12 protein-coding genes are annotated in these 12,576 nt (G+C 57.8%); 8 read left to right on the top strand and 4 right to left on the bottom strand.

What is annotated here, in order from left to right:
- Positions 1–216: hypothetical protein (locus NOM67_RS13215; protein ID WP_255937719.1), on the top strand; the 216-nt coding region annotated here is incomplete at its 5' end.
- A 197-nt stretch (positions 217–413) separates the two neighbouring features.
- On the opposite strand, the gene NOM67_RS13210 is transcribed toward NOM67_RS13215, so the two are convergent.
- Both NOM67_RS13210 and NOM67_RS13205 read right to left on the bottom strand, forming a co-directional pair.
- A complete protein-coding gene (locus NOM67_RS13210; protein WP_255937717.1) occupies positions 414–1,484 on the bottom strand; it encodes a nitronate monooxygenase family protein in 1,071 nt (356 codons plus the stop codon).
- A 74-nt stretch (positions 1,485–1,558) separates the two neighbouring features.
- A complete protein-coding gene (locus NOM67_RS13205; protein WP_156853522.1) occupies positions 1,559–2,200 on the bottom strand; it encodes a ribonuclease in 642 nt (213 codons plus the stop codon).
- Positions 2,201–2,403: 203 nt separating this feature from the next.
- On the opposite strand from NOM67_RS13205, the gene NOM67_RS13200 reads away from it, so the two are divergent.
- On the top strand, positions 2,404–2,964 hold the full coding sequence (locus tag NOM67_RS13200; RefSeq protein ID WP_005343397.1) for a carbonate dehydratase: 561 nt from the start codon (positions 2,404–2,406) through the stop codon (positions 2,962–2,964).
- A gap of 191 nt (positions 2,965–3,155) precedes the next feature.
- Here NOM67_RS13200 and NOM67_RS13195 read toward each other — a convergent pair whose 3' ends face one another.
- Positions 3,156–4,064: an S-adenosyl-l-methionine hydroxide adenosyltransferase family protein gene (locus NOM67_RS13195; protein WP_208737023.1), complete on the bottom strand. Its 909-nt coding sequence runs from the start codon at positions 4,062–4,064 to the stop codon at positions 3,156–3,158.
- 215 nt (positions 4,065–4,279) lie between these two features.
- Between NOM67_RS13195 and NOM67_RS13190 the strand changes: the two genes are divergently transcribed.
- From NOM67_RS13190 to NOM67_RS13175, 4 genes are all read left to right on the top strand, one after another.
- A complete protein-coding gene (locus NOM67_RS13190; RefSeq protein WP_208737024.1) occupies positions 4,280–4,738 on the top strand; it encodes a hypothetical protein in 459 nt (152 codons plus the stop codon).
- Positions 4,739–4,847: 109 nt separating this feature from the next.
- Positions 4,848–6,317 (top strand): GGDEF domain-containing protein, encoded by a 1,470-nt coding sequence (locus NOM67_RS13185; RefSeq protein WP_208737025.1) that lies wholly within the window; start codon positions 4,848–4,850, stop codon positions 6,315–6,317.
- A gap of 103 nt (positions 6,318–6,420) precedes the next feature.
- Positions 6,421–7,668, top strand: a complete 1,248-nt coding sequence (locus NOM67_RS13180; RefSeq protein WP_255937711.1) for a DEAD/DEAH box helicase — start codon at positions 6,421–6,423, stop codon at positions 7,666–7,668.
- Between the two features lie 459 nt (positions 7,669–8,127).
- Positions 8,128–9,552, top strand: a complete 1,425-nt coding sequence (locus NOM67_RS13175; protein ID WP_255937709.1) for a DASS family sodium-coupled anion symporter — start codon at positions 8,128–8,130, stop codon at positions 9,550–9,552.
- A 105-nt stretch (positions 9,553–9,657) separates the two neighbouring features.
- Here NOM67_RS13175 and NOM67_RS13170 read toward each other — a convergent pair whose 3' ends face one another.
- A complete protein-coding gene (locus NOM67_RS13170; RefSeq protein WP_255937707.1) occupies positions 9,658–10,419 on the bottom strand; it encodes a CphA family subclass B2 metallo-beta-lactamase in 762 nt (253 codons plus the stop codon).
- An 815-nt stretch (positions 10,420–11,234) separates the two neighbouring features.
- Between NOM67_RS13170 and NOM67_RS13165 the strand changes: the two genes are divergently transcribed.
- Positions 11,235–12,122: a hypothetical protein gene (locus NOM67_RS13165; RefSeq protein ID WP_255937705.1), complete on the top strand. Its 888-nt coding sequence runs from the start codon at positions 11,235–11,237 to the stop codon at positions 12,120–12,122.
- The gene (locus tag NOM67_RS13160; RefSeq protein ID WP_158112840.1) at positions 12,112–12,555 is read left to right on the top strand and encodes a hypothetical protein; all 444 of its coding nucleotides are present in this window, start codon (positions 12,112–12,114) and stop codon (positions 12,553–12,555) included. Before NOM67_RS13165 ends, NOM67_RS13160 begins: the two co-directional genes overlap by 11 nt.
- Positions 12,556–12,576: the final 21 nt, after the last annotated feature.

Here is a 12,576-nt window from a genome sequence, read left to right as displayed (position 1 = left end):
GATGCTGTGAGTGCCCACACAGATTGCTTGATTCAAATTGTTAAAGAGCGACGCAGCTTTTGCTGCTGCGGGAGTGGAATTCTACTCAACCGCCTTCTCGAGTCAAGCCTTATTTGCAAAGGCTTTTCGAGGTTATCGACATGGTTGTTTGCGTTGCCGCTTGCCCTGTCGATGGAGGCGCATTATATAGAGATTGATCACATTGGCAAGGGCTGAAATGCAATAAAATCGCAAAAAACTGCACTTTATTGGTTATTCATATCAACCAACAAGCTTTGCACAGACTTATCCACAGAAAGGCGTAAAATCCGGATTGTTCGTAGCCATCACACAGCGCTTATCTGGTGGCTGAGCACGCAATTCGCCAACCATGCACCTCTCCTGCTTGCTCTCTTTTCTTCTTATAGATGTAATCACACCAGTCCGGCCTCCTTTATCCAATCCGCCACCAGCTCGCTGAGGGGCAGCTCACGACAACCGGAGAGATCCTGCCCCGCCCAGAGCGGAGAGAACCCGCTATCGCCCCGGGACTCCGCCACTGCGCGCAGCAAAGCCAGGGCGCCACTGGCATAAGGGAAGCAAGGCGCCAGATCCGAGAGCGGGCCCAGCTCCCGCATCAACCGGTTGCTGATGCCACGAGCGGGGCGGCCGCTGAACAGATTGGTCAGCGCCGTATGCTCGCCTCGAGATGAGTGAAGCGCCGCACGATGCAGCGCCGAGGTCGTCGCCTCATGGCAGCAGAGAAAGGCGGTGCCCATCTGCACGCCACTCGCCCCCTGCGCCAGCGCGTTGGCAATCCCCTTGCCATCGACGATGCCACCGGCGGCGATCACCGGCAGGTCGATCGCGGCGAGGATCTGTGGCAGCAAGGTAAAGGTGCTCTGCTGCAGCGCGAGATCATCAGAGAGGAAATGGCCGCGATGACCGCCCGCTTCCAACCCCTGCGCAATCACCGCATCGGCGCCATGGTGAGCAAGCCACTGCGCCTCGGCCACAGTGGTGGCGCTGGCCAGCACATAGGCGCCGCTCGCCTTCACACAGGCAAGCAACTCGGAGGCAGGCAAACCAAAGTGGAAGCTGACCACCGCCGGCCTAAACCCGATCAGCAGTTCGGCATGTTGTGCGTTGAACGGGGCCCGGGTGGGTGCCCTGGCTGCGGCAGCCGTTGCTGCCGCCATGCTGATGTCAAACTCGGCATAGTAGGGAGAGAGCGCCTGTTGCCAGCGCATCTGCTGTTCCGGGCTCGGCTCCTCCTGCCGATGGCAGAAGAAGTTGATGTTGAAGGGAGCATCGGTCGCAGCCCGCATTGCCTGCAGCTGGGCGGATAACTGCTCGCTGCCGAGCATGGCCGCCGGCAAGGAGCCCAGCAGGCCTGCCTGACAGGCGGCGATGGCCAATCGGTGATCCTGCACACCTGCCATGGGGGCCTGGATCAGCGGGTAACGCAGACCGAGGCGACGAGCAAAACGGGAAGGGGCATCCATGATCCAGACTCCTTTCTGCAAATGGCGGAAAAATAGAACGGGCCCATCATGGGCCCGCTCACGCCAGTGACACATCAACGCACGCTGCGCAGCAGGAAATCCGGCTGACCGCAGGAGCGGCGCTCGCGCTTTTGCATCTCGGCGGAGCAGGTGACCGCATCCGTCCCCTCTTTATTGACGCAGATGTAGATCTCCCGCAGGAAGCGGCCACCATCGGCGCACGCTACCGTGATGTTGTCGGGGGCCAGCCACTCGTTGGCGCTCGCCAGATCGGCTTTAAGCTGGAAGGTGCTCTTGCGCAGCGGCTCTTCCGGGGATTGATAAGCCGCCGGGATCTTCACCTTCTGGCGCAGGTCGCTTGCCAGCTGATGAAATTGGGGCTGACTCAGGCCGGAGCAGGTGCCGTGCTTCTCCCACTCATGGCGATAGAGAAAACGGCTGGGGTAGAGGCCGGCAAACTTCTGCTCCATGTTGGCGTCGAGCCGCTCACGGGTGCAGTTGCTAGGATAACCGCGATCATACTGGGGCCAGAGACCGTGCAGCACAAAACCCAGTTTGCGGGAACATTGATCCTTGTCCGCAGGCTTGACGGCGCAGTGCTCGGGCGACCAGGAGAGCGCCAGCGCATAGTAATCAAAGTCACCCGCCACCCCTTTCGCCTGCACCGCAGAGGAGAGCAGCAAACCACCAGCCAACAGGGCCATCATCTTCTTCATCTTTATATCCATCCAAACCGATTCTCGGGATGGCAGCCATGCTCCCATATTCCGGCGAGCGGAAACAGTGATCGCGGCGCTGCTTGCGACAAGGGTCAGACCAGTCAGGGCTTTCACCGAGGGGCAACGAGGGGTAAGCTGACCGACCGGTGGATGCCTCGTCCACCACCCAAGCACTCCTCTTGGCAACCACAGGATGTAACATGATCCGCAAAAATCCCTCCGGCCACCTGCCGGTCATCGATGAATCCGCCTATATCGACAAAACCGCCATCATCTGTGGCAAGGTGATCATCAAAGAGAATGTCTTCGTCGGCCCCTACGCGGTGATCCGCGCCGACGAGGTGGATGCCAACGGCGAGATGGAGCCCATCGTCATCGGCGCCAACTCCAACATTCAGGACGGGGTGGTGATCCACTCCAAATCCGGCGCCGCCGTCACCATCGGCGAATACACCTCCATCGCCCACCGCTCCATCGTCCACGGGCCGTGCGAAGTGGGGAACCGGGTCTTTATCGGATTCAACAGCGTGCTGTTCAACTGCCATATCGGCGATGGTGCCGTGGTGCGTCACAACTCGGTGATCGATGGCTGCGATCTGCCGCCGGAGTTCTACGTCCCCTCCACCACCCGCATCAATCAGCAGAGCGATCTGACCCATATCCCCCGGGTTTCAGTGGATGCCGCCGAATTCTCCGAGGATGTGGCTCACACCAATATCGATCTGGTCAAAGGGTACAAGGCGCTCTCCAACGAGTTCTGATCCCTCTATTTCCCGCGGGTTTCGGTCGATGCCGCCGAGTTCTCCGAGGACGTGGCCCACACCAGTATCGATCTGGTCAAAGGGTACAAGGCGCTCTCCAACGAGTTCTGATCCCTTTCTTTATTACCAGAGAACAAAACGGGCGCCGAGGCGCCCGTTGCTGTTTCTATCGCTACTTATATATGTGCGAGTCAGGAGCACTTCTTCAGGCTGATATGCCAGTTGGCACCGGACTGCACCTGATGCTTGGCGGCGAAGCTGTCCATGTTCAGTGCTACCGATACCTGCAGCAGGCTGTTGAGATAGACCAGCGGCTGCCCTTCCGGGACATCGCCAAAGCTGCTGACGTAGGGAGCCTTGCCGTCATATTTCAGCGCAGAACCTTCGCTGATCTTGATGCAGGCGGTATCCCCCTTGTTGATCCCGGCCTTGGTCAGCAGGGTATCGTCGATGTTGGTCCAGACGTTGCCGTACTGCACATCGAGGATCGGGATGGTGCCCTTGAGGGTGCCATCCTTCTCGGCTACCGCAGCCTGATAGGGGATCTTCACCACCTCGGCAGGCAGTTTCGGGCCCACCTGCTCGTAGCTGATGGCGCCGGATGCGAGCCGCGCGCCGGTGTAGGCGTAGACGTCGCGACCATGGAAGGTGTAGGACTTCTCGGAGCCCTTGAGGCGGTTGGTCTTCTCGTCGATCTGGCGCACGGTGTCGATACCGAAGTGTTCGGCTACCAGAGTCAGGGTGCCGTTATCCGGGCTGACGATGTAGTGGCCGCTCTTGGTCTTGAGCACCACCGACTTGCGATCGGTGCCGACCCCCGGATCCACCACGCTGACGAACACAGTGCCTTTGGGCCAATACTGCAAGGTTTGATAGAGGCGGTAGGAGGCTTCCCAGATGTTGTAGGCCGGGATCTCGTGGGTCAGGTCATAGAGCGGCAGGGTGCGATCCACCCCGAAGGCGACCCCCTTCATGGCCGAGACGGCGCCATCTTTGAGGCCAAAGTCGGTCTGGATCACCAGCGCCTCGTTGGCGGTGGCAACACTGCTGGCCAGCAGCAGGGCGAGCGCAACGGCGCGGGGAGCGGTACGAATATCCATATCTGAACTCCTGAAACGGTGGCAATGAGTGGTTCAAAACCTTCATTTGGCCATCCAGACTGCCACAACAGGAATTTATTGCAAGGTGTTAACACCAAAGTGAGCCGCCACTCGCAAAACAGAGGGGCTGTGGCAGAAATTGTGCTCGCCAAAGCCGGTTGATGGCGTTATCAAAAGAGGGTTGTCACACTCGCCCCCGACAGGAGCCCCGCACCATGAATCCCGCCCCCGACACCACACTATTACTGGAGATTGGCGAGCAGCGCAGTCAGGTCTGGCTTGGCCACGCCGATGCTCCCCTCGCCAGCTGGACGCTCGCCTTCGGCACCCGCGCCATCCAGCCCGGGCCATTTCGCCACGCGCCGCCCACCCCGCTCGAACTGGAGCGCGCCATCATGGTGGTGGAAGATGAGTTGATGCGCATCGCTCCCGATATACCGCCCGGTCTGCCCCTCACTCTGCGCAGCGAGCCCTCGCTGGCCGAAGTGCTGGGGGATAACACCATGAGCCGGGAACTGGTGGAACAAGCCTTTGGCCAGCTGGCCGCCATGGCAGAGGGGGATCCCCTCACCGCCAGCCAGTTGCCGCGGGAGGAGGAGTTTGCCGCCGTGCTGCTGATCGTGCGGGAGTGGTTGCACCATCTGGCCAGCGAGCAGGTGTTGCAGGTTGAATAGCCGGCCGCGCCGGGGCTGACGCCGGGCGGGGTGACATATACTCAATCATGTCCACGCCCGCAATCCGCCACCTGCGGATCCTTTACCCCACTCAGGAGAGACCCCGGCCATGGCCTGGTATCAGATTCGACTCGACCGTCCCAGAGCCACCCTGCTGGGGCTCGCCCTGCTGGTATTGGGCGGGCTGGGTTGCGTCCTCTATTACACCTATCTCAACATCCAGCACGATATGAACCTGATCACCGCCAAGCAGAAGAACGTGTTCGACGTCTTCTACCAGCGAGCCAAGATCCTCAAGGTGGAGAACATCGCCAGCTATCTGGCACAGCACCATCCGCTCGACCGGCGCCCGCCCCCGAGCGGCGTCGGCACCGACTATCTCTACGGCTACGATCTCAAGAGCAAGGAGCGCTTTGCCGATGTCCCGCTGCAATACCCGGCGGCCAATATCCTCAACACCTTCCGCTACGCCCTCTCCTACCCGGAGGTGATCAACATCTACACCATCTGGGACGACTACCGGCTGATCGGCATGGTGGCCAACGAGCGCATCCTGCCCACCAAGCTGGGTTCTGTCCGGGTGGATCTGATGAGTTTTCGCCCCTGGTATCACTACTTCGGCTGCGCCAGCTTCAGCAAGCTCCGGCACTTCTGCAGCACCGATGAAGCGGTGGTCTCCGATATCGAGGTAGACAGCTTCAGCCTGCGCAACACCATAGTGATGTACTTCCCCTTCACCTATCAGCTGGGGCGCGGCGGCTACAAATATGGCCTGCTGGCCATCGACATCGCGGTAGATGAAGCCTTCAACGAGGTGCTGCGCCCCTTTCACAATCTCAACCCGACCCGCACCGCCATCGCCTTCGATGCCGCCGAGCCGTGCCGCGCCTTTCATCTCTGCCTCAACAAACCCTTTATGCAGACCAAAAGCGGCGCCGTGCTCTATCTGAAGTGGTCCTACTCCTGGCTCGACTTCATCAAGCTGGCGCTCCACAGCGCGGCCTTCAAGGTCTACATCATCATCATTCTGCTGGCGATGGTGGCATGGAAGCAGCTCTACCAGCGGCTGCGCACCCTGGCCCACACCGATCATCTGACCCAGCTGCCACGGCGCGACATCCTCAACCGCGCCATGCTGCACGAGCACGACTACCTGATGATCCTCGACATCGACAACTTCAAGTCGATCAACGACACCTATGGCCACGGTATTGGCGATCAGGCGCTGGTCGCCTTTTCCCGCCACCTCAGGAGCAATATCCGCAAGGTGGACAGCGCCATCCGCTGGGGCGGCGAGGAGTTCATCGTGCTGTTCAAGGGGATGGATGATGACGAGATGATGCGCCACTCCGCCGCCCGGCTGCTGGCCCGCCCCCTCACCATTGCCGAGCTGCCCGACCCCATCACCTTCTCGGCCGGGGTGATCCGCATTCGCGACTACCTGTCGGTGGCCGAGGCGGTGCATCTGGCCGATGAGCTGCTCTATCACGTCAAACAGCAGGGCAAACACAATATCGCCAGCTACGATGGCCAGCGGATCCACCTGATCCGCAACCCCGACGCCGAAACCGCCAGCTAAGCTGGCCCGCCTTCTGCCACTCCCCCTCTATCTGTTACCATCGCGGCCACGATCACTCACAGCATCGTGGCCGCTGGCCGCGATAACCCCGACTGGTGCCCCTATGTCCACAACCTCCTTTGCCGAACTGGCCCTCTCCCCCCGCTTGCAGCAGACCCTGACCGAACTGGGCTACGCCGCGCCGACTCCGGTGCAGGCCAGCGCCATCCCCGTCATTCTGGCGGGGCGCGATCTGATGGCGGGCGCCCAGACCGGCACCGGCAAGACCGCCGCCTTCGTGCTGCCACTGCTGGAGCAGCTGCTGCAGCAGCCACAGGCAGAGCCCCGCCCGATCCGCGCGCTGGTGCTGGTACCGACCCGCGAGCTGGCGGTGCAGGTCGCCGAGAGCGTAGCGCGCTACGGTCAGGGCACCGGTCTCACCAGCACGCAAGTCTACGGCGGGGTGAGTATCGCGGCGCAGATAGAGGCGCTTCAAGCCGGGGTGGATATCCTGATCGCCACCCCGGGTCGCCTGCTCGACCATCTGCGGCAGGGGGCCTTGAGTCTGGCGGCGCTGCGCCATCTGGTGTTTGACGAGGCGGATCGCATGCTCGACATGGGCTTTATGGACGAGATCAAGGCGCTGCTCAAACAGATCCCGGCGGATCGCCAGACCCTGCTCTTCTCCGCCACCTGCGACGACAACCTGTTTGCCTTGAGCAAGGTGCTGTTGCGCGACCCCGAACTGATTGAAGTAGCGCCGCGCAACACCACGGCAGCCGAAGTAGAGCAGCGGGTTTATACCGTGGATAGCGATCGCAAGCTGGCGCTGGTCGAACACATGCTGAAAGTGAAGGGGTGGGCACCGGCCCTGATCTTCAGCCGCACCCGGCAGGGGGCCGACAAGCTGGCCCAGCAGCTTGGCAAGGCGGGCATCAATGCGCTGGCCTTCCACGGCGACTTGTCGCAGAGCGCGCGGGAGAAGGTGCTGCTGGAGTTTCGCGCCGGCACCCTGCAGGCGCTGGTCGCCACCGACGTGGCGGCCCGCGGCCTCGATATCACTGATCTCAACTACCTGATTAACCTCGAATTCCCGTTTGTGGCAGAGGATTACGTCCACCGTATCGGTCGCACCGGTCGCGCCGGCAACAAGGGACTTGCCATCACCCTGTTCAGCCCGGAAGATGCTCCGCTGCTGGAGAAGGTGGAAGCGGTGCTCGACACCCGTTTGCCTCAGCAGTGGTTCCCCGGCTTTGAGCCGGATCTCACCCGCTTCGAGCCCGAGCCGCGCCGCAACAGCAAGGCGGCCCAGAAACAGCGCGCCAGAAAGCAGGCCCTCGCAGGCAACAAGGGTGGCAAGGGGCGGCGCTAACCTCCGCCAATCCCTTCACATCAATCCTTGCAAACCCATCCCTGCAAACCGGAGCAGGCCCCTGTGCGGCCGGTTTTACCGCCGTGCGGGGGGGCAGTGGCAAACGGGCTCACTATAAGCAGAATTTATGGTTTTTCCCGAAATGCCCCAACTCCAGCTTATATCGGCCCCCGCCACGCCCCGTCTGCCATAAAGGGGCAACAGCGGGGCTGCGAGCCCCATAAAAAGAGAACGCCCGATCCCGGGCGTTTTGTTGTGCACCACTTTTGATTGCCCGCCGGTTGCCCTGCATCACCCCATCTCCACAAGGCCAGAGCAGCCCAAATAACCAGCCGCAATTAATCTAAAGCTCAATTTGATGCAATTGATGGATTTGGCATCCATCAATACCCCTTTTATAGTAGGGGGGCTGAAGCGGCCTCAATCGCTCCCTCCCCACTCATTCCGGACAGGAATCTTATGAAAAAACTCACTCTCGCCCAGCTCGCCGCACTCGTGACCGTGCTGCTGGCTATCGTCTGCTGGCAGCTGCCAGCCCCGGCCGGACTGGCACCGGCGGCCTACCACACCGCCATTCTGTTTATCGCCACCATTCTGGTCATCGTCACCAACATAGCGCCGACCGGCTATATCGCCATCCTCTCCCTCGGGCTCTACGCCGTGCTCCATGCCGGCGGCGAAGCGACCCCCAAGGCGGCCATCGAAGGGGCGCTGGTCGACTTCAACCACCCGCTGATCTGGCTTATCGTCATCGCCTTCATGATTGCCAGCGCCTTTGCCAAGACCGGCCTTGGCAAGCGGATCGCCCTGCTGCTGCTCAGCCGCTTCGGCCAGTCCACCCTGCGCTCCGCCTACTGTCTGGCGGTTGCCGACTTTATTCTGGCCCCCGCCACTCCGAGCAACACGGCCCGCGCCGCCATCGTCGCCCCCATTGCCGACTCGCTGGCCAAGACCATCAACAAGGATGACCGCAAGCTGGGGCAGTTCCTGCTCTCCAGCGTCAGCGCCATGAACGACGCCTCGGCGGTCGCCTTCAGCACCGGCTTTGCCGGCAATCTGGCGCTGGTCGGCATTGCCGCCAGCGTCGCCGGGCTGACGATCGGCTTTCGCGAATGGGCGCTCTATCTGCTGCCGCCCGCCATCGGTCTGCTGCTGATCATGCCGCTGGTGCTCTATATGGTGATCCGCCCCGAGACCCGCGACACGCCGGATGCCCCCCGCTTCGCCCGCGAGGAGCTGGCCAAAATGGGCCCCCTCTCCCGCCATGAGAAGAGCCTGCTCGGGGTCTTTGTCGGTCTGGTGGTGCTCTGGGTTGGCGGCAGCAATCTGGGGCTGGATGCCACCACGGTCGCCTTTCTCGGTCTGGCCGCCCTGCTGCTGCTCGGGGTGCTGAACTGGAACGATGTGAAGGGCAACAGCGCCGCCTTCGATACCCTGATCTGGTTCAGCGTGCTGATGGGGATGGCCGACAACCTGAAACGGGTCGGCTTTACCGGCTGGCTGGGGGATGAACTCTCCGGCTTTATGCACAGCACCCTCGGCGGGCTCGGCACCATTCCCATGCTGCTGGTGGTGATGGGGCTCTACCTCTTTACCTCCTACGCCTTCGCCTCGGCCACCGCCAAGGTGGTGGCGCTGGCGCCGGTGATTGCCGGTGCCCTGCTGGCGGTCGGCGTACCTGCCGAGCTCGCCATCTTCAGCATCGCCGCCATCACCAACGTCGGCTGCAACCTCGCCACCTACTCCCACGCCCGCATCCCGCTGCTGATGGGGATGGGCTATCACACCAGCGCGGAGTGGATGCGCATCGGTCTGGTGATCGCCATCGTGGGCTTTGCCGTGGTGATGAGCATCGGCCTCACCTGGTGGCAGTGGCTGATCTGATAACAAAAAGGGCCCGTAACGGGCCCTTTTGCATAGAGGGTGTGCAGCGTTCCATACCGGTGCTGCGCTTGCCATACGCTGCGGCATTGTTAAAAACAGCGCGGGTCAGCTCTGCGGCGCCGCCTTGATCAGCGCCTCGTAGTGATCGATCAGCTCAGGCCCGTGCAGCGGCGAGTCGTGACCGCCAATCACCGTCTTGATCGGCAGCTTCATCGCCTTGAGTCGCTCGATGGTCTGCGGATACTCCTTCACATTGGCAAAGCTCAGGTTGCCCAGCTTCTCCTTGAGGATGCAGTTGCCATAGAGCACCTGCTCGTCGGGGAAGTAGACAAAAATGCCGTCCGGCGTGTGGGCCGGGCCCGCGTAGAAGGCGCGCACCTTGCCCTCTTGCAGGGTGAAATCGCCATCGTGCACCACGTTGGGCAACACCAGCGGCAGATCCGGATACTCCGGCAGCCCCTTGCGGGTAAAGGCGACGATCTCGGCCCAGTCGCTCTTCATCAGATCCCGGGTCTGGCGCGTCGCCACCACCTTGGCGCCGATGGACTTCCAGTAGGCGTTACCGCCCGCCCGATCGGTGTGGTAGTTGGTGTTGATCACCTCCAGCACCGGCTTGCTGCTGACCCGTTTAATGAGCTTGTGCAGCTCGCGGGCGGTATCCGGCGTCCAGGTCGCCCCCACCACCGTCACCCCCTTGGCCCCGAAATAGACCATGGAGTTCTCTTTGACGTAGTAGTTGTCCTCCACCACATAGACCGGGCCGCTCACCTGCTTGAGGGAGATCCCCGCCGCCCGCACGCTGCCGCCCCAGAAACTCGCCATCAGCACCACGGCCCCGGCCAACCCGCACTTTATCCAACCTTTCATCATCTTGCTCCCTCGAACCAACCGCCCCCTCGCCACCCCTGTGGCAAGCCGGGCCTTTTAAGCAGTGGGCAGAAGATACGGGGGATTTGTGAGGGGAAAATGAGGTTGTGTGAAGAGAAGGTGAAGTCTGGGGGAAGTCAGGGGAAAGTCCGGGAAAATCGGCAGCGACCTCCTGTGCGCGATCGTCCGAATACGCTTCGCTATTCGAACCTACAACACAGATAGCAGCCCCTCTCCCGAGGGAGAGGGGCTGGTTCGTGCCAATTCCAAGCCACTCATATTCACCCGCACCACAGAGCCAACGCACAATCAGCGGAGCATATTTGCTCCCTTCTCCCCTTGTGGGAGAAGGGCTGGGGATGAGGGGAGGTAACAATAAGCTACATAATGTAGGGTCGATTAGCGTAGCGTAATCGTCCGTTTACCGCGAATATCCTGATAGCAAGAGAAGCAGGAAACCCTGAACATCAGCGTCAACTCAACCACCTTACTTTCGCGATCGTCCGAATACGCTTCGCTATTCTAACCGACAGCCCTCTTGCCCTAACCCCAACAATACCTCATTATGGCTACAACGCTCATTTGAATATCGATACAGGAGTATTGTTAATGTACAGACATCAAATATTTCTGGAAAAGCTAAGTGTCATATCAAGACTTCCTGATTCTATCATTAGTTGAATTTTTCAATAGAAATAATATTTAGCTGTTCCTTAGAGAGTGCAGAAGTTACTTAGGTAGACTGGACAGGTTAATTACTGAAATGCTTAGGCTGGCTCTTAATTTATATATCTAATGCTGAATGGATTAGTTTTATGCAAACAGAAAACCCATACAAAAATAACATTTGCCTAAAAATAGACTTTCAAAAAAACTCTGAAAAGCCTCAACGTGTTTTTGACTCGATGAGTCTGCTAATTAGTAGCGTTGAAGAGTTTCACGAAAGTGTCTTGCAAGCTGTAGATACAGAAATTCGACCATTCCTCCTACTATCTGATATTAATGAAGGGTCCATAAAATCGTGGCTCACTATCAACATAGATGGTGAGATACCAAACGAAAAACAAAGTAAATTCATTGATTTCATGAACTATTGCACAGAACGATTAATCGACTTCATAAAAGACAAAGATACTATAAAAAATGTAGATGAATTAGACCCTCTTATAGATGAACTTCATTGGAAGGCCGATGAACTTAATTTGGAAGAGTTTCCAAATGTCTTCGACCTTAATAGATATAGATTGTTAAAAGCTTATACTTCCATCAGTGATGCATCAGAAAAATTAAATGCCAAAGATAATATATATATTTTAGCAAATGAGCACACTGTAAAGCTAAATAAGATGTTTAAACTTACAAAAGATGACATCGACTTATTAATAGTAGATTCAACTAGAAGTAATATAACAAAAGAAACGCTGATTATTAAAAAAGCCGACTTTATTGGCAATTCCATGTGGGATTTCATTAAGGGAAAAACAAAAATATCAGCTAAGATGCGTGTTCCTGAATGGTTAACTGAATTTCATAATCGGAAAGTATTAGTGGCACCCGGAGATGGTTTGTTATGTGACTTAGTTACCATTGTTTTCTATGACAAATATGACAAACCAATAGAGACAAAGTATGAAGTCATCAAAGTACATAACCCTGTAGAAATGCGTTTTTATAAGCAGGGGAACTTTGACTATGAAGAATAACGTCTACTCAAATGCAAGAATAACATTGCTCTCTGAGTATTTGTTTATACTTTTGCCATTTATTGTTATTGGGATGGTAAAATTATACAAATCAAGCATGGGTGATTTTTTTGCTGCCGCAGACTGGAGCTTTGCATCAGCTATTTTATTTGGTCAGGCAATAGTAAAAATTGTTAGCGCCGGCGTAATTAACAAAAACTCTGCATCACCTAAAATAGTCTTGATAGTTACACTGCTTTTTATCATGGGAGTTTCCCCATGCTTAATTCTTATTGCTATCATTTTATTAAACGATGCCAACTCAATTTATATTATGGCTATCCAAATCATTCTGTACATTGTTGCAACATCAATATTCTTTTGGATTGGTTCTGCTGCACATGTAATGATCGATGAAGTAGTTAATCAGAAGAAAGAAAACCCACCCGCATAACGGATGGGTTTGCTTTTCTTA

It is taken from the genome of Aeromonas sp. SG16, assembly GCF_024436135.1.
Lineage (GTDB): Bacteria > Pseudomonadota > Gammaproteobacteria > Enterobacterales > Aeromonadaceae > Aeromonas > Aeromonas jandaei.
This window is presented reverse-complemented; position numbering and strand designations above follow the sequence as displayed.